Source organism: Streptomyces chilikensis (assembly GCF_001642695.1).
Taxonomy (GTDB): domain Bacteria; phylum Actinomycetota; class Actinomycetes; order Streptomycetales; family Streptomycetaceae; genus Streptomyces; species Streptomyces chilikensis.
This window is the reverse complement of the sequence record NZ_LWCC02000005.1, coordinates 2,174,026-2,190,416: the sequence shown is the minus strand read 5'-3', so window position 1 is coordinate 2,190,416 and position 16,391 is coordinate 2,174,026. Positions and strand designations below refer to the sequence as shown.

The window sequence follows — 16,391 nt, the reverse complement described above, 5'->3', positions numbered from 1 at the left end:
GAGGGGCGGGATCAGCCGAAGCGGCCCGAGATGTAGTCCTCGGTGTCCTTGACCGACGGGTTGGAGAAGATCCGCTCCGTCTCGTCGATCTCGATCAGCTTGCCGGGCTGGCCGATCGCCGCCAGGTTGAAGAAGGCGGTGCGGTCCGAGACGCGGGCCGCCTGCTGCATGTTGTGGGTGACGATGACGATCGTGTACTGCTCCTTGAGCTCGCCGATCAGGTCCTCGATGGCGAGCGTGGAGATCGGGTCCAGGGCCGAGCAGGGCTCGTCCATCAGCAGCACCTTGGGCTGCACGGCGATCGCCCGCGCGATGCACAGGCGCTGCTGCTGGCCGCCGGAGAGGCCGGAGCCGGGCTTGTTGAGGCGGTCCTTGACCTCGTTCCAGAGGTTGGCGCCGCGCAGGGACTGCTCGACGATGTCCGCGAGCCCGGACTTCTTGTAGTCGCCGTTGAGGCGGAGCCCGGCCGCCACGTTGTCGAAGATCGACATGGTGGGGAACGGGTTGGGCCGCTGGAAGACCATGCCGACCTCCCGGCGCACCGACACGGGGTCGATGCCGGGGCCGTACAGGTCCTCGTCGTCCAGCATCACCTTGCCCTCGACGCGGCCGCCGGGGACGACCTCGTGCATGCGGTTCAGGGTGCGCAGGAACGTGGACTTGCCGCAGCCGGAGGGGCCGATGAAGGCGGTCACCGAGCGGGGTTCGATGGTCATCGAGATGTCCTCGATGGCCTTGTGGGCGCCGTAGAAGGCGGAGAGGCCGCTGACGTCGATTCGCTTGGCCATTTCAGTCACTTCCAGAGGTTCAGCGGGGCGTCTTCCAGCGGGCGATGCCGCGGGCCACCAGGTTGAGGATCATCACGAAGGCGATCAGCGTCAGTGCCGCCGCCCAGGCGCGGTCGTAGGCCGCGGGCGAGCCGGCGCTGTTGATGTACTGCTGGTAGATGTACAGCGGCAGCGACGCCTGGGCGCCCTCGAAGGGGTTGGCGTTGATGAAGTTGTTGCCGAAGACCAGCAGCAGGACCGGGGCGCTCTCGCCCGCGATGCGGGCGATGGCGAGCATCACGCCGGTGGTGATGCCGCCGACCGCGGTCGGCAGGACGACCTTCAGGATGGTCCGCCACCTGGGCACGCCCAGGGCGAGGGACGCCTCGCGCAGCTCGTTGGGCACGAGCTTGAGCATCTCCTCGGTGGAGCGGACGACGACCGGCAGCATCAGGATGGCCAGCGCCAGCGAGCCGGCGAAGCCGAAGGGCTGCAGGTCGAGCATGAGCATCAGGCTCAGGATGAACAGGCCGGCCACGATGGACGGGATGCCGGTCATCACGTCGACGAAGAAGGTGACGGCCTTGGCCAGCGAGCCCCGGCCGTACTCCACCAGGTAGATCGCGGTGAGCACGCCGATCGGCGCGGCGATCAGGGTGGCGAGACCCACCTGCTGCGCGGTGCCGAGGATGGCGTGGTAGATGCCGCCGCCGGGCTCGGCGTCGGCCACGACGCCCATGGAGTGGGTGAGGAAGTACCCGTCGAGGACCTTCACGCCGCGCACCGCGGTCTCCCAGACCAGGGAGAGCAGCGGGACGACGGCGAGCAGGAAGGCGACCCAGACCAGGCTGGTGGCCACGCGGTCCTTGGCCTGGCGGCGGCCCTCGACCTTGGCGGAGAGCGCGTACGTGCCGAGGACGAACAGGACCGCGGCGATCAGTCCCCACTGGACGCGGCTGTGCAGGCCGGCCGCCAGGCCGACGGCCACGGCGACGGCGATCGCGGTGGCCGCGACGCCCCAGGGGGCCCACTTCGGCAGCCGGGCGCCCTGCAGGGAGACGGGCTTGACGGTGGCGTGTGCGGTGCTCATGCGTTGGCCCCCGAGTACTCCTTGCGGCGGGCGATGATCATCCGCGCGGCGCCGTTGACCAGCAGGGTGATGACGAACAGGACGAGACCGGAGGCGATCAGCGCGTCACGGCCCTGCTCGTTCGCCTCGCCGAACTTGCTGGCGATGTTCTGGGCGAAGGTGCCGCCGCCCGGGTCGAGCAGGCTGGCCTGGATGTCGAAGGTGGGCGACAGGACGGTCGCCACCGCCATGGTCTCGCCGAGCGCGCGGCCGAGGCCCAGCATCGACGCGGAGATCACCCCGGACCGGCCGAACGGGAGGACCGACATGCGGATGACCTCCCAGCGGGTGGCGCCGAGGGCGAGCGCAGCCTCTTCGTGCGCCTTGGGCACCTGGCGGAAGACCTCGCGGCTGACGTTGGTGATGACCGGCAGGATCATGACCGCCAGCAGGATGCCGACGGTGAGCATGGACCGCGCGGGGCCGCCCTGCCAGGAGAAGATCCCGGTCCAGCCCAGGTACGTGTCGAGCCAGCTGAACAGGCCGTTCATGTGCGGGACGAGGACCAGCGCGCCCCACAGGCCGTAGACGATCGACGGCACGGCCGCGAGCAGGTCCACCACGTAGGCGATGGGGCCGCTCAGCCGCCGCGGGGCGTAGTGGGTCAGGAAGAGCGCGATGGCCACCGCGACCGGGACCGCGATGACCATGGCGATCACCGAGGAGACGACGGTGCCGAAGGCGAGCACGGCGATGCCGAAGACCGGCTCGGTGCTGTTGGGGTCCCACTCGAAGGTGGTGAGGAAGTTGCCCTGGTCCTTGCTGATGGCGAGGATCGCGCGGTAGCTCAGGAACACCGCGATCGCGGCCATCACGGCCAGCAGCAGGATGCCGGAGCCGCGGGAGAGGCCGAGGAAGATCCGGTCTCCGCGGCGGGTGGCGGTGCCGGCGGCGCGGGGTGCGGGGGCCTTCGTGGCCGGCGCGTGCCCGGGCGCCGGAGCGGAGGGCGCGTGCTTCATGGCAGCGTCCTCCGGAAGCGTGTCGTCGTTGCCCGCTTGGGGCTTCTGTGTCGATATGTCCATCAGGATCTCCGGTCTGCGGGGCTGCCGCCCGCCCCGGGGTGCGGGGCGGGCCGGCGGCTCCTGGCGGCGGTGCACCGGACGGAGCCCGGCCCGGCGGCCGGGCTCGCGGGGATCAGGCGAGGCCGTCGATGGTTTCGCGGACCTTGCCGATGATCTCGTCGGGGATCGGGGCGTAGCCGGCGTCGGCGAGCAGCGCCTGGCCGTCCTCGCTCGCGATGTAGTTCAGGAACGCCTTGGTCGCCGGGAGCGTCTCGGGCTTGTTGCCCTTGTCGCAGACGATCTCGTAGGTGACCAGGACGATCGGGTAGGCGTTGTCCGCCGTGGTGCCGTAGTTCAGCTCCAGGGCCAGGTCCTTGCCGGTGCCCACGATCTTGGCGTCGGCGATGGCGTTGGAGGCGTTCTCCACGGTCGCGGGGACCGGGGCGGAGGCGCCGGTGGCGATGGAGACGGTGGTGCTGCCCTTGGCGTAGGAGAGCTCCATGTAGCCGATGGCGCCCTCGGTCTGCTTCACCTGCTGGGCCACGCCGCTGGAGCCGGAGGCCGCCTGGCCGCCCTTGGCCTGCCAGGACTTGCCGCCCTCGTACTTCCAGTCGTCCGGAGCCGCGGAGATCAGGTACTTGGTGAAGTTGTCCGTGGTGCCGGACTCGTCCGAGCGGTGGAAGGCCTGGATCTTGGTGGACGGCAGCTCGGCGTCCGGGTTGAGCTTCTTGATGGCCGCGTCGTCCCAGGTGGTGATCTTCGAGTCGAAGATCTTCGCCAGGGTCGGGGCGTCCAGGACCAGCTCGTCCACGCCGGGGAGGTTGTAGGAGACCGCGATCGGGCCGCCGACCATCGGCAGGTCGATCGCCTGGCCGTCCTTGCAGATCTTCTTGGACTCCGCGATCTCCTCCGGCTTGAGCGCGGAGTCGGAACCGGCGAAGGCGACCTGGCCCTGGGTGAACGCGGTGATGCCCGCGCCGGAGCCGGAGCCCTTGTAGTTGATCTGGAGGCTCCCCTGGCACGCGGCGGAGAACTGCTTCACCCACGCGTCGATCGCGTTCTTCTGCGCGGAGGAGCCGTCAGCGAGGAGCTGGCCCTTGGCGTCGCCGCAGTCGATCGCGCCGGCCTTCGGGGTGTTCGCGCCGCCCGTGGCACTGGTCTCGCCCGTCGCGTCCGAGCCGCACGCCGTGAGGGCCAGGGCGCCGGAAACGGCGAGAGCGCCGAGGGTCAGGGCCCGCCGGGTCTGGCGCCGGGTCTTGCGCTGAAGCGTCACTTTTCGTGGATTCCTTCCGGGAGCCGCCGGGCGGTTGGTGTCCGGTGGCGGCGTGCGAAGTTTCGGGTGCGGGGGATGTCTTTGCGACGGTTTCCCCGCCGTCGAGGTCGAAATTAGGCCGATGAGGTGACGAGGCCGACGGGGGAGAGTGAACGGGGGGTGAATCCGGGGGGACGGTGCGGTGAGGTCACCGTCGGCCACCGCCGGCCACCGCCGGGTGGGTTTCCGCCGCGGTGTGCCCGCCCTGCCGCTCCCGTGGTCGTCCGTGCCGCACGGCCGTCTTGCCGCATTCCGGTGGTACCCGCGCCGCCCCGCCGCCCTCGTGGCCGCCCGCGCCGTCACGTCCTCGCCGTGGGCGGCCGCCCTCGCCGGGGCGGGGCCGCGGTGCCGTACGTGCGGGGGCGCGGCGGCGCGGGCCGGACACCGGGGCGGGCGCGGCGGCGCGGGCGACCGCCCCGCTTCTCCCGCCCGGAGGGCTCGGCTTCCGCGGAGCGGGCCGTCACGCGTGCGCGCGTGGTCCGTGACCGCCCCCTCCCGGACCTGCTTCCGAAGGCCCGCCCGCCCCTGCGGCACGACGGTCCGCGGGCGCGACGGCGGGGCCTCAGAGGGGGAGGGACAGGAAGGCGGCCAGGACCGAGCGGTCGTGGGGGTGGGTGAGGCGGGGGCGGGCGGCGGGGGCGGGGTGCCAGTGGAGGGCGTCGACCTCGTGGGTGGGGGTGAAGGCGTCGGGGGAGGCGGTCTCGGCGGCCCAGTAGTCGACGCGCTTGGGACGGCCGCCCACCGTGTAGCGGACGGTGGGCAGGCGGGGGCCGAGGCGGACGTGGTGGCCGGTCTCCTCGGCCACCTCGCGGACCGCCGCCTGCTCCGGCGTCTCGCCCGGGTGGAGCTTCCCCTTGGGGAGGGACCAGTCGTCGTACTTCGGCCGGTGGATCAGGCAGACCTCGAGTCCGCCGGAGCCGGTCCGGCGGTACAGCACGCACCCCGCGGCCAGGATCGTTCCGTCGGAGTCGGGTGTGGTCATGGCACGGTCACCGTGTTCCGGGAGCGGGGGACGGACTGCCAGGTGCGGTGGAAGGCGCGCCGCGCGGCGAGGGCCTCGTGGCGCTGGTGCGCGTGGAGGTTGCCCAGCGCGTAGGCCGTCGCGGGGGCGATCCGCGGAGTGCGGGCGGCGTCGGCGGCGACGGAGGCCGCCTCGGCGGCGTCCCGGTGGCGGTCGAGGGTGCGTGCCGCGGCGGTCAGCCGTGACGGGACGGGCAGGCCGAGGGCCTCCAGCGCGTACCGGTGCAGCCTCAGCAGCGACCGGACCTGGTGCCAGGCGGCGTCGCCGTCCCCGGGCGGAACCGGGCACGGGCCCGTCTCCGGCTCCGCCGGCAGCGCGGCCACCGCGTCGGCCAGCTGCTGCTCGGTGGCGGAGGCGAGGTCCCGCGGCTCCACGGCGGCGCCGCCCCGCAGCGGGACGTCGCCGCCCAGCAGGGCCACCGCGTCGGCCAGGGCGTGGAAGCGTGCCGAGCCCAGCGCCTCCAGCACCGCCGAGTGGGCCCGGCCGCGGGCCAGGGTGAGCCGCCGCTCCAGCAGCGCGGCGGCCCTGGCCGTCCCGAGGTCCCCCTGCGGCTCCTGCAGCGCGGCCTGCAGGCGGCGCAGGGTGGCCGCGTGCAGCCGTTCCTGCGCGAGGGTGCCGGAGAACCAGGCGAGCTCACGCCGTAATCCCGTGGACCACGCGGGGTCGAACGCGCCGTGGAAGGTGTGCAGCGTGGCGCCGATGCGGCGCGCGGTCCCGCGCAGGACGGGGGCGGCGTCCGCCTCCCCGCCCTGCGCGGGGCCGCCCCCCGCCCAGGCCGCCAGCGCGCGCAGGAACTCGGCGCCCTGCGCGCGCAGGTAGGCCGTGAGCACGGGGGCGGGGGCGGGGGCGCCGGCGTCGAGGGGCCGGGCGTCGGCGTACGGGGCGCCGGGGTCGAAGGGCCGGGCGTCGGCGTACGGGGCGCCGGGGTGTCGGACGTCAGGGTGTTGCTGGGCCACGCCGGCGCCTCCGGGCGTCGATGAGCATCTCCTGGACATGCGGCAGCGGGCGTCCCTCCGGGTCCGTGGAGTGCCGGGTCCACTCACCGTCCGGGCCGAGGTGCCAGGAGGAGGTGGAGTCGGACATGCCGGTCTCCAGGAACCGGTTGAGGGTCGCCCGGTGGGTCGGGTCGGTGACCCTGACCAGCGCCTCGATGCGGCGGTCGAGGTTGCGGTGCATCATGTCGGCGCTGCCGAACCACACCTCGGGCTCGCCGCCGTTGGCGAACGAGAAGATCCGCGAGTGCTCCAGGAACCGGCCGAGGACCGACCGGACCCGGATGTTCTCCGAGAGCCCGGGCACGCCGGGCCGCACCGCGCAGATGCCGCGGACCCAGATGTCCACCGGCACCCCGGCCTGGGAGGCGCGGTAGCAGGCGTCGATGACCGCCTCGTCAACCATCGAGTTGACCTTGATCCGCACGTGGGCGGGCCGGCCGGCCCGGTGGTGGCGGACCTCCTTGCCGATCCGCTGGACCAGCCCGTCGCGCAGCGACTTGGGCGCGACCAGCAGGCGGCGGTAGGTCTCCCGGCGGGAGTAGCCGGAGAGCCGGTTGAACAGGTCGGACAGGTCCGCGCCGACCTGCGGGTCCGCGGTGAGCAGGCCGAGGTCCTCGTAGAGGCGGGCCGTCTTGGGGTGGTAGTTGCCGGTGCCGACGTGCGAGTAGCGGCGCAGGGTGTCGCCCTCCTGACGGACCACCAGCGACAGCTTGCAGTGCGTCTTCAGCCCGACCAGGCCGTAGACGACGTGGCAGCCGGACTCCTCCAGCTTGCGCGCCCACTTGATGTTGGCCTGCTCGTCGAAGCGGGCCTTGATCTCCACCAGCACCAGCACCTGCTTGCCGGCCTCGGCCGCGTCTATGAGGGCGTCGACGATCGGCGAGTCGCCGGAGGTGCGGTAGAGGGTCTGCTTGATGGCCAGCACGTCCGGGTCGGCGGCGGCCTGCTCCAGGAAGGTCTGGACGGAGGTGGAGAAGGAGTCGTACGGGTGGTGCAGCAGCACGTCCCGTTCGCGCAGCGCGCCGAAGATGTCGGGCGCGGAGGCGGACTCCACCTCGGCCAGGTCGCGGTGGGTGCCGGCGATGAACTTGCGGTACTTGAGGTCGGGGCGGTCCAGGCCGGCGATGCCGAACAGGCCGGTGAGGTCCAGCGGCCCGGGCAGCGGGTACACCTCGGCCTCGGTGATCTTCAGCTCGCGGACCAGCAGGTCGAGGACGACCCGGTCGATGGACTCCTCGACCTCCAGGCGCACCGGCGGGCCGAAGCGGCGCCGCATGAGCTCCTTCTCCAGCGCCTTGAGGAGGTTCTCCGTGTCGTCCTCCTCGACCTCCAGGTCCTCGTTGCGGGTGATGCGGAAGGCGTGGTGCTGGAGCACCTCCATGCCCGGGAACAGCTCCTCCAGGTGCGCGGCGATGACGTCCTCGATGGGGACGTAGCGCTCCGGGGACGCCTCCAGGAAGCGGGAGAGGGACGGCGGCACCTTGACCCGGGCGAAGTGGCGGTGGCCGGAGACCGGGTTGCGGACGACGACGGCCAGGTTGAGCGAGAGGCCGGAGATGTAGGGGAACGGGTGCGCGGGGTCCACGGCGAGCGGGGTGAGCACCGGGAAGATCTTGGAGCGGAACAGCGTGAAGAGCCGCGCCTGCTCCTTCTCGGTCAGTTCGCCCCAGCGGACGACGTGGATGCCCTCCTCCGCGAGGGCGGGGGCCACGTCCTCGTGGAAGCAGGCGGCGTGCCGCGCCATGAGCTCGCGGGAGCGCGCCCAGATCATCTCCAGCACCTCACGGGGCTGGAGCCCGGAGGCGGAGCGCTGGGCGACGCCGGTGGCGATGCGGCGCTTCAGGCCGGCGACGCGGACCATGAAGAACTCGTCCAGGTTGCTGGCGAAGATGGCGAGGAAGTTGGCCCGCTCCAGCAGCGGCGTGTCCGGGTCCTCGGCGAGCTCGAGGACCCGCTCGTTGAACGCGAGCCAGCTGCGCTCCCGGTCCAGGAAACGGCCTTCGGGGAGGGGGCCCTCGTCGTGGCGGGTCTCCTGGTACCCGTCGAAGTCGGGCCCCGTTCCGTTCTGCTCCTCGGGCAGGTGCGGGCGCGGCTGTTCCGGCTCGTGTCCGGCCGGTATCAGACCGACCGCGGCTGCCGCGGGGGCGTGGCCGCCGGGGTCCTGGGCACGGAGGTCCTGAGAACTGGGGTCCTGGGCACTGGGCTCGCTCATGCCCCCATTGTTCCGCGTGGCGTCCTCGTACGGCATGTCGGATCGGGCGCGTGGAAGCACCCGGAGGTGAGCGTTCCGCCTGCTCACGCCGTCCTTGCGCGACGACTCGGGCCCGGCGGGCGCGCCGTCGCCCCCCGGGGAGCTGTCCTCGGGGGGCGTCGGCCCGGCATCGGATGAGGGAGGTTTCGCCACGTGGGAAGGGTCGCAAGCACGCCTTAATGCCGGGTTACGGGCAGTTGGCTGCCAGGCGTCAGGCCGTACGGCGGCGGAGGACGCGGTACGACAGGAATACCGCGAGGGCGGCGACGGCGAGCCAGATGCCGGACTCCACGAGCTGGAGCGGCCAGAAGTGGTCCTCGGGGTGGTAGGTCACCCACACGTCGGTGTAACCGTCGGCCCTGAGGCAGGCGTAGAAGTCGTCGGCATCTCCGGGCGGGCCGTCGCTGGGGTGCACGGCGTCCAGGCAGCCGTAGTCGTACCCGACGAGTTCGCCGGACCTGGTCACCGCGCCGCTGTCCATCGGCCATTCGTCGTTGACGGTGTCCCACCGCGGTGAGGACTCGTCCTCGGCGTAGCCGTAGCGGATCTCGGCCGGCCAGAGGTGCTGACGGCCGGCCGTGAACGACGCGGTGCCCGTGGCCATCAGCAGCAGCCCGGTGCCGAGCGACGCCAGTGTCCGCCTCAGCAGCAGGCCGAGCAGGACACCGACGGCCACGCCGCACAGGACCCGGGGCACCATGACGACGCCCATCCCGGTGAAGAAGTCCTCACCCCACGGGCTCCGGGTGGCATGCGTCACCGCCTCGAACGGGCCGGATCCCTCGATGTGGGTGAGCCGGTACAACGCGAGCAGCAGTGTGGTGCCCGCGGTGACGGCCACGGCCGGCAGAGCCAGTTTGGCGGTGAGCCAGCGGGCGGGGGTTACCGACTGGGTCCAGGCCAGGTGCGCCGTGCCGGTCTCCATCTCGCGGGCGGTCAGGGCGGCGGCCGCCCAGGCGCCGACCAGGAACGGGATGAGGAGGATGACATAGGAACCGGTGCGCAGAAGGGTCTCGTAGCTGCCCAGGGCGGCGTCGAGGCGGGACAGGCAGGCGTCGGGCACGGTCGTGCCGGTGTCACAGGACGCGAGCAGTGACCGCAACTCGTTCGCGGCCGGTCCCCGCGCCCACAGCAGCAGTCCGGTGCCCAGGGCGACGTAGGCGGTCCACAGCCACAGGGCCCAGCGGTGGAGGCGGAGCGTGGTCCGGGCGATGCCGCCCAGGACCTTCGCGGGCGCGTCGGTGGACGCGGGTGTCAGGGTCGTGGTCATGCGACGCGCTCCCCGGAGGCCGTGCGGCGGTGGAGGATCCGGTAGGACAGGAGGACCGCGAGGGCGGCGACGGCGAGCCAGATGCCGGACTCCACGAACTGGAGGGGCCAGTGGTGGCTCTCGGGGTGGTAGGCGACCCAGACGTCGGTGTAGCCCCGGTCCTCCAGGCAGGAGTAGTACGCGTCGCCGTCGAAGGTGTCGCGGTGCTCCTGGTAGCCCGTTTCCATGCAGCCGTACGCGGCCCGTTCGCCGGCCTCCCCGGCCAGTTCGCCGGACTCGGTCACCGCGCCGCTGGCCACCTGCCAGTCGGTGGGGGTGAGGTTCGTGTACGGCGAGGCGGTGGCGTTCTCCCTGCCGTAGCGGATCTCGGCCGGCCAGAGGAACCGGCGGCCGAGCACGAGGGCGGACGTGCCCGCGCCCATGAGCACCAGCCCGGTGCCGAGTGAGGCCAGTGTCCGCTTGAGCAACAGGCCGAGCAGGACGCCGACGGCCACCGCGCACAGCATCCGGGGGACCATGACGACGCCCAGCGCGGTGAAGACGTCCTCGTTCCACCAGGACGGCGCCCATTGCCGGATGTCGGTGAGCAGGCCGACGCCCGCGTGGTGGGCGAGCCGGTACAGCGCCAGCAGCAGCGTGATGCCGGCGGTGACGGCGACGGCGGGGAGCGCGAGCTTGGCGGTGAGCCAGCGGGCGGGCGGGACGGACTGGGTCCATGCCAGGTCGGCGGTGCCGGTCTCCATCTCGCGGGCGGTCAGCGAGGCGGCCGCCCAGGCGCCGACCAGGAGCGGGGCGCCGAGGACGGCGAAGAAGCCGAGGCGCATGAACTCCTGGTAGGAGGTGAGGGCCTCGTACAGCCGCTGGGCGCAGTGCGGCTCCCCGCGCCCGCCGAGCTCGCACGTCGCCGCCGTCGAACTCAGTTCGTTCACCGCCGGCCCCCACGCCCACAGCAGCAGCCCGGCGCCCAGGGCGACGTAGGCGATCCATGCCCACAGCGCCCAGCGGTGGAGGAGGAACACGGCCCAGGCCGGCCCGCCCGGCGGCTTCGCGGGCGCTCCGGAGTCCTCCGCCCCGGGCGGGGCGGGAGAGGTCGTCGTGACGGTCATGCGGCGGGCTCCCGGAGGTAGGAGAGGACCAGTTCCTCCAGCGTCGGCGTGGTCGCCTCGTGGACCTCGGGCAGCGGGCCCGCGGGGCGTACCAGGGCGGTGATCTGGCGGCCCGTGGTGCGGGACTCGATCACCGTGTGGCCGTCCAGGGATGCCTCGGCGGGACCGGTGACCAGGGTGTGGGAGGCCAGCACGTCCTCCAGCCCGCCCTGCAGGCGGACCCGGCCGCGGCGGATCAGCAGGAGGTGGTCGCAGGAGCCCTCCAGCTCGGCGATGACGTGCGAGGACATGACGACCGTGGTGCCGTGCTCGGCGGCCTCGGCCATCAGTTCGCCCATCAGCTGGTGGCGGGCGAGCGGGTCGAGGTCGGCCATCGGCTCGTCCAGCAGCAGGAGTTCCGGCCGCTTGCCGAGCGCCAGGGCCAGGGCGACCCGGGTGCGCTGGCCGCCGGAGAGGCTGCGGACCGTGGCGGTGGGGTCCAGGTCGCCCTGGGCGACGATGCGTTCGGCCGTCGCCTGGTCCCAGCGCGCCGGGTTGAGGGCGTGACCCAGGCGCAGCGTGTCGATCACCGTGAGCTGGGCGTGCAGGGGCTTGCCCTGCGCGACGTACGCGACGCGTTCCCGCACCTCGCCGGGGCCCTTGCCGAGGACCCGGATCGCGCCCTCGGTGGGACGGGCCAGGCCCGCGGCCAGGGAGAGCAGCGTGGACTTGCCGGCCCCGTTGGGGCCGACCACCGCGCAGACGCGGCCGGCCGGGAGGCCGAACGAGCACTCCCGCAGCGCCCAGTGGACGCGGCGTCGGGGGAGGCGGCGGGTGTAGCGCCTGCCCAGGGCCTCCGCCTCGATGGCGATGTCGGTCATTCGTGGTCCCCCTCGAAGGGATAGAGGTCGTCCAGGACGGAGGTCACCAGCGCGGACACGTCGTCGCGTTCCAGGCCGGACGCCTTGGCCCGCTCCGCCCACGCGGCGAGGTCGTCCCGCAGCGGGGCCGAGTCGGCGGTGGCGGGGCCGAGGGAGCGCCGGACGAATGTGCCGAGGCCGCGCCGGGCCTCCACCAGGCCCTCGCGTTCCAGCTCGCGGTAGGCCTTGAGGACGGTGTTCGGATTGATGGCGGTGGCCGCCACGACCTCGCGGGCCGTGGGCAGCCGGTCACCCGGCTCCAGCAGGCCCAGTCTCAGGGCGTGCTTGGTCTGCTGGACGATCTGCAGATAGGTGGCGACGCCGCTGCGCCGGTCGATGCGGTACTCGACCACTCGACAACACCCTTTCACTAATTGAGTAGTGGAAGGGTGGTGCAAGGAAGGGGGCGGCGTCAAGTCGCCGCCCCCTCGGGGCCGTCACCGCCTGACGCGGGGTCAGAGTTCGGTGCGGTACATCAGATCCGTCTCGTGGGTGGTGAAACCGAGGCGCTCGTAGACGGTGACGGCGGCCTTGTTGTCGCCGTCGACGTAGAGCATCGCGGCGGGCAGCCCGCGCGCCGCCAGGTGGCGCAGGCCGGTGACGGTGAGCGCCTTGCCGAGGCCGCCGCCCTGGGCGCCGGGGCGCACGCCGACCACGTAGACCTCACCGATCCCACCGTCGCCTTCCTCGGCGTGCACCTTGGTCCAGTGGAAGCCGACCAGCTCGCCGTCCTTCTCCGCGAGGAAGAACCCCGCCGGGTCGAACCAGGACTCGGCCTTGCGGTCGTCCAGGTCCCGCTGGGTGAGCGAACCCTGCTCGGGGTGGTGGGCGAACGCCTCGGCGTTGACGGCCAGCCAGGCGGCGTCGTCCTGGCCGGGCACGAAGGTGCGGACGGTGACGCCCGGCGGGAGGACCGGCTCGGGCAGCTCGGGGGCGTCCGCGCCGGTCAGCGGCCGGCGCATCTGGCGCAGCTCGCGGAAGAGGGTGAGGCCGAGGACCTGGGCCAGGTGGCGGGCGGAGGCGTGGCCGCCGTGCGCCCACACCCGCAGGCGCTTGCCGGTGGCGGCGAGCAGGGCGCTGCCCAGCGCCCGGCCGTGGCCCCGGCCGCGGTGCCGGGGGTGCACCACCAGTTCGGCGGCGGGCGCCTCGACGAGGTCGGAGCCGTCCAGCTGGGCGTAACCGGCCAGTTCGCCGTCTCCCACGGTCAGCAGCAGGTGGACGATGCCGGGGCGGGGCTCGCCGCTCCTCAGGTGCAGCCGGCCCTGCTCGGACACGGCGTGCTGGCCGTCCGCGTCCAGGGCGGCCGACAGCAGGGCGGTCACCTCGTCGACCTGCTCGGGGGCGAGACGGTCCAGGGTGTCGATCTGGCGGGGACTCAGAGGGCTGGTCATGCTCCGAGCGTATGGCCTGCGCCCGGCGCGCCACAGGTCGGCGGTGGTCGTCCGGGTGGTCCCGCGTCCGGACGCCGGAGGACCCCTCCCGCCAGGTGTCCGGACAGTCGCAATCAGGCTGTGACCCGCGTCCCCTGTCGCCGCTACGCGCGTTGACCCTAAGCTGCCGCTCAGCCACCCCACTGTGCACCTACTCACCAACGAGGGGGGACCATGCCGCGGAAATCCCGGCAGCGACGTACCCACCGCATCCTGATCACCGGCGCCGCGCTGGCCACCGTCGGCGCGCTGACCGCCGCCCTGCCCGCCGACGCCTCCGGCCAGGCACAGGCCCGGAGCGGGCGCACGGTCGACGTGCAGCTGCTCTCCTTCAACGACCTGCACGGCAACCTGGAGCCCCCGGCCGGCTCCAGCGGCCGTGTGACGGAGGTTCAGCCCGACGGCACCACCAGGACCATCGAAGGCGTCGGCGGCGTCGAGTACCTGGCGGCCTCGCTGCGCACCGCGCGCGAGGGCCACCGGTACAGCGTGACCGCCGCGGCCGGCGACCTGATCGGCGCCAGCCCGCTGCTCTCCGGTCTGTTCCACGACGAGCCGACCGTCGAGGCGCTCAACAAGCTCGACCTGGACGTGTCCGGGGTGGGCAACCACGAGTTCGACGAGGGGCTGGCCGAGCTGAAGCGCATCCGCGACGGCGGCTGCCACCCGACCGACGGCTGCTACACCGACACGCCGTTCGAGGGCGCGGACTACCCGTACCTGGGCGCCAACGTGACCCACGAGGACACCGGCAAGCCCGCTCTGGCCCCGTACTGGGTCTGGAAGCAGGGCCCGGTCAAGATCGGCTTCATCGGCGTCACGCTGGAGAACACCCCCGGCATCGTCACCGCCGAGGGCGTCAAGGGACTGAAGTTCCACGACGAGGTCGAGACGATCAACAAGTACGCGGACGAGCTGTACGCGAAGGGCGTCAAGTCCGTCGTGGCGCTGGTCCACGAGGGCGGCGTGCCCGCCAACGGCGCGTACAACCACCTGTGCGACGCGGAGGCCGGCGGCATCTCCGGTCCGATCGTCGACATCGCCAAGAAGGTCAGCCCCAAGGTCGACGCGCTGGTCACGGGCCACACCCACAACGCGTACGTCTGCGACATCCCCGACCCGGCGGGCAAGTCCCGCATGGTGACCTCGGCGGCCTCCTTCGGCCGTCTGTACACGGACACCACGCTGACCTACGACGTGGCGACCAAGGACATCGTGCGCACCGCGGTGGACTCGGCCAACCACGTGGTCAGCCGGACCCAGGACCCCGCCGACGACATCACCACCCTGATCGAGCGGTGGAGGACGCTGTCGGAGCCGGTGGCCAACCGGCCCATCGGCTACATCAGCGGTGACATCACCAAGACCGGCACCGAGAGCCCGCTGGGCGACCTGATCGCGGACGCGCAGCTGCACCACGCGCGCGGCATCGATCCGGACACGGCGTTCGCGCTGATGAACCCGGGCGGCGTCCGCGCCGACCTGACCTACGCCGCGAGCGGCGACGAGGGCGACGGCGTCGTCACCTACGGCGAGGGCTTCACCGTCCAGCCGTTCAGCAACACGGTGAACCTGGTGGACCTCACCGGTGCCGACATCGTCGCCGCCCTGCAGCAGCAGGTCAGCGGCGGCAACGCGGCCTCGCCGAAGATCCTGCAGGTCTCCGAGGGGCTCACCTACACGCTGGACATGACGAAGTCCGGCGCCGACCGCCTGGTCGCCGGCTCGGTCCGGATCCAGGGGCAGCCGGTGGACCTCACGGCCACCTACCGGGTCGCGATGAACAACTTCCTCGCCGGCGGCGGGGACAACTTCCCGGCACTGGCCAAGGGCACCGACCCGGTCGTCGGCAGCGACGACCTGACGGCGTTCGCGGACTACCTGACCGCGACGTCCTCCCCGTCCTCGCCGATCGCGCCGCCGGCGGCGGACCGCATCACGATCGTCAAGTGAGCCGGACGGCCGGACGGCTTGGGGGCCTGACGGTCTGAGGCCCGACGCGAAAGGGCCGCCCCGTGCGACGCACGGGGCGGCCCTTTCGCGTGCGGCCCGGGGAGGCCGGAGCGCTCAGCCCAGCAGCAGCGCCGCGGGGGCGGCCAGGGCGAGCGGGAGGGCGACACCCGCCGTGAAGTGCACGAAGCGGGAGGGGTAGTCGTAGGCGGCGACCCGGTGCCCCACCACGGCGCACAGGCCGGCCAGCGCGCCCAGCGGCGCCCCGCCGAGCCCGGAGCCGAGCACGGCCCCGGCGCAGGCCGCCACGGCGACCGCGAGGACCATGCCGACCGGCGCCGGCCTCGTGAAGGCGGCCCGGACCAGGATCGCGGCGGCCACCGCGACGCCGCCGACGGTCACCGCCTCCGGTTCGGCCGCCAGGTGGCCGGTGGCCAGGATGGCGAGGGCGGCGGCGGCGAGGGCGGCCGTGAGGCCGTACATCCGCTCGTCGGGCTCGGCGTGGCTGCGGAGCTGGAGCACCAGGGTGAGCAGCACCCAGACGCCCAGCGTGCCGATGACCGCCGCCGCGCCGTGCTCCCGGCCGACGACCAGCACCGCCGCGTCGGCCACCAGCGCGCCGAGGAAACCGAGGGCGATGCCCTGGCGGGCGGGCCACATGCCGTTGAGGCGGAACCAGCCGGCCGCGGTCAGACCCTGCAGCACGACCAGCGGAAGCAGCAGCGCCCACGGGCCGAGGGCCGCTCCGCCGGCCACCAGCAGGGAGAGCGCCGCGGTGAGCACGGCGGGCTGGAAACCGGGGTCGATGATCGGTGAGCGGCCCTCGGCGCGGGCGCGCTGGGCGTCCGTCACGCGCGCGTTGCCGCCGACCGTGGCGGGCCCGTACCCGACGAGGTCCGGGCCGGCCTGCGCCCCGGCTCCCGCCTGTCCGTCGGTCCCGGCCCCGGCTCCGGTCTGCGGACCGGCGGGGGTGGCGGCGGCAGGGGCCGCGGCCTCGGCGTACGGCGCGGCGCCGGTGTGCGTCCCGGCACCCGTCCGGTGCCCGGCGGCATCCGGGCCCGGCATCGGCCCGGGCTGGGGGTGCGCCACCGCCTGGTGCGCGGCCCCCGGAGCCCCCGCCTGCGACGGGTAGGCATGGTGGCCGGCGCCCGGGGCTCCTGCCTGCGACGGGTAGGCCTGGTGGCCGGCGCCCGGGGCTCCTGCCTGCGACGGGTAGGCCTGGTGCGCGGCGCCCGGGGCTCCTGCCTGCGACGGGTAGGC

The 16,391-nt window shown here is 73.1% G+C and carries 14 protein-coding genes; 1 reads left to right on the top strand and 13 read right to left on the bottom strand.

Annotation, left to right across the window (positions count from 1 at the left end):
* Window positions 1-11: 11 nt before the first annotated feature.
* The 12 genes from pstB to mshD form a co-directional block, all read right to left on the bottom strand.
* Entirely contained in the window at window positions 12-788 is a 777-nt protein-coding gene (gene pstB / locus A2U95_RS09855) for a phosphate ABC transporter ATP-binding protein PstB (protein ID WP_166021783.1), read from the bottom strand.
* Between the two features lie 19 nt (window positions 789-807).
* A complete protein-coding gene (pstA, locus tag A2U95_RS09850) occupies window positions 808-1,857 on the bottom strand; it encodes a phosphate ABC transporter permease PstA (RefSeq protein ID WP_166021782.1) in 1,050 nt (349 codons plus the stop codon).
* Window positions 1,854-2,855: a phosphate ABC transporter permease subunit PstC gene (pstC, locus tag A2U95_RS09845; RefSeq protein ID WP_166021781.1), complete on the bottom strand. Its 1,002-nt coding sequence runs from the start codon at window positions 2,853-2,855 to the stop codon at window positions 1,854-1,856. The genes pstA and pstC overlap by 4 nt, the downstream gene beginning before the upstream one ends.
* A 175-nt stretch (window positions 2,856-3,030) precedes the next feature.
* The gene (gene pstS / locus A2U95_RS09840; RefSeq protein WP_166021780.1) at window positions 3,031-4,170 is read right to left on the bottom strand and encodes a phosphate ABC transporter substrate-binding protein PstS; all 1,140 of its coding nucleotides are present in this window, start codon (window positions 4,168-4,170) and stop codon (window positions 3,031-3,033) included.
* A gap of 601 nt (window positions 4,171-4,771) precedes the next feature.
* The gene (locus tag A2U95_RS09835) at window positions 4,772-5,191 is read right to left on the bottom strand and encodes an NUDIX hydrolase (protein WP_166021779.1); all 420 of its coding nucleotides are present in this window, start codon (window positions 5,189-5,191) and stop codon (window positions 4,772-4,774) included.
* Window positions 5,188-6,186, bottom strand: a complete 999-nt coding sequence (locus A2U95_RS09830; RefSeq protein WP_240957263.1) for a CHAD domain-containing protein — start codon at window positions 6,184-6,186, stop codon at window positions 5,188-5,190. Before A2U95_RS09830 ends, A2U95_RS09835 begins: the two co-directional genes overlap by 4 nt.
* Window positions 6,167-8,437 carry an RNA degradosome polyphosphate kinase gene (locus A2U95_RS09825; protein ID WP_166021777.1) on the bottom strand — a complete coding sequence of 757 codons (2,271 nt, stop codon included), beginning with the start codon at window positions 8,435-8,437 and terminating at the stop codon, window positions 6,167-6,169. Before A2U95_RS09825 ends, A2U95_RS09830 begins: the two co-directional genes overlap by 20 nt.
* Before the next feature lie 250 nt (window positions 8,438-8,687).
* Window positions 8,688-9,746: an ABC transporter permease gene (locus tag A2U95_RS09820; RefSeq protein ID WP_166021776.1), complete on the bottom strand. Its 1,059-nt coding sequence runs from the start codon at window positions 9,744-9,746 to the stop codon at window positions 8,688-8,690.
* Window positions 9,743-10,852: a hypothetical protein gene (locus tag A2U95_RS09815; RefSeq protein WP_166021775.1), complete on the bottom strand. Its 1,110-nt coding sequence runs from the start codon at window positions 10,850-10,852 to the stop codon at window positions 9,743-9,745. Before A2U95_RS09815 ends, A2U95_RS09820 begins: the two co-directional genes overlap by 4 nt.
* Window positions 10,849-11,712: an ABC transporter ATP-binding protein gene (locus A2U95_RS09810; protein ID WP_166021774.1), complete on the bottom strand. Its 864-nt coding sequence runs from the start codon at window positions 11,710-11,712 to the stop codon at window positions 10,849-10,851. The genes A2U95_RS09815 and A2U95_RS09810 overlap by 4 nt, the downstream gene beginning before the upstream one ends.
* Window positions 11,709-12,104, bottom strand: a complete 396-nt coding sequence (locus A2U95_RS09805; protein WP_166021773.1) for a GntR family transcriptional regulator — start codon at window positions 12,102-12,104, stop codon at window positions 11,709-11,711. Before A2U95_RS09805 ends, A2U95_RS09810 begins: the two co-directional genes overlap by 4 nt.
* A 102-nt stretch (window positions 12,105-12,206) precedes the next feature.
* Window positions 12,207-13,142, bottom strand: a complete 936-nt coding sequence (mshD, locus tag A2U95_RS09800; RefSeq protein WP_166021772.1) for a mycothiol synthase — start codon at window positions 13,140-13,142, stop codon at window positions 12,207-12,209.
* Window positions 13,143-13,355: 213 nt separating this feature from the next.
* Between mshD and A2U95_RS09795 the strand changes: the two genes are divergently transcribed.
* A complete protein-coding gene (locus tag A2U95_RS09795; protein ID WP_166021771.1) occupies window positions 13,356-15,134 on the top strand; it encodes a bifunctional metallophosphatase/5'-nucleotidase in 1,779 nt (592 codons plus the stop codon).
* A gap of 114 nt (window positions 15,135-15,248) precedes the next feature.
* Here A2U95_RS09795 and A2U95_RS09790 read toward each other — a convergent pair.
* A partial coding sequence (locus A2U95_RS09790; RefSeq protein WP_240957261.1) for a hypothetical protein occupies window positions 15,249-16,391 on the bottom strand: 1,143 nt, incomplete at its 5' end.

Bases quoted from the DNA above. Each gene is read 5' to 3' on its own strand.
- pstB (WP_166021783.1), bottom strand. From the start codon at position 788: ATGGCCAAGCGAATCGACGTCAGCGGCCTCTCCGCCTTCTACGGCGCC.
- pstA (WP_166021782.1), bottom strand. From the start codon at position 1,857: ATGAGCACCGCACACGCCACCGTCAAGCCCGTCTCCCTGCAGGGCGCC.
- pstC (WP_166021781.1), bottom strand. From the start codon at position 2,855: ATGAAGCACGCGCCCTCCGCTCCGGCGCCCGGGCACGCGCCGGCCACG.
- A2U95_RS09835 (WP_166021779.1), bottom strand. From the start codon at position 5,191: ATGACCACACCCGACTCCGACGGAACGATCCTGGCCGCGGGGTGCGTG.
- A2U95_RS09825 (WP_166021777.1), bottom strand. From the start codon at position 8,437: ATGAGCGAGCCCAGTGCCCAGGACCCCAGTTCTCAGGACCTCCGTGCC.
- A2U95_RS09820 (WP_166021776.1), bottom strand. From the start codon at position 9,746: ATGACCACGACCCTGACACCCGCGTCCACCGACGCGCCCGCGAAGGTC.
- A2U95_RS09815 (WP_166021775.1), bottom strand. From the start codon at position 10,852: ATGACCGTCACGACGACCTCTCCCGCCCCGCCCGGGGCGGAGGACTCC.
- A2U95_RS09810 (WP_166021774.1), bottom strand. From the start codon at position 11,712: ATGACCGACATCGCCATCGAGGCGGAGGCCCTGGGCAGGCGCTACACC.
- mshD (WP_166021772.1), bottom strand. From the start codon at position 13,142: ATGACCAGCCCTCTGAGTCCCCGCCAGATCGACACCCTGGACCGTCTC.
- A2U95_RS09795 (WP_166021771.1), top strand. From the start codon at position 13,356: ATGCCGCGGAAATCCCGGCAGCGACGTACCCACCGCATCCTGATCACC.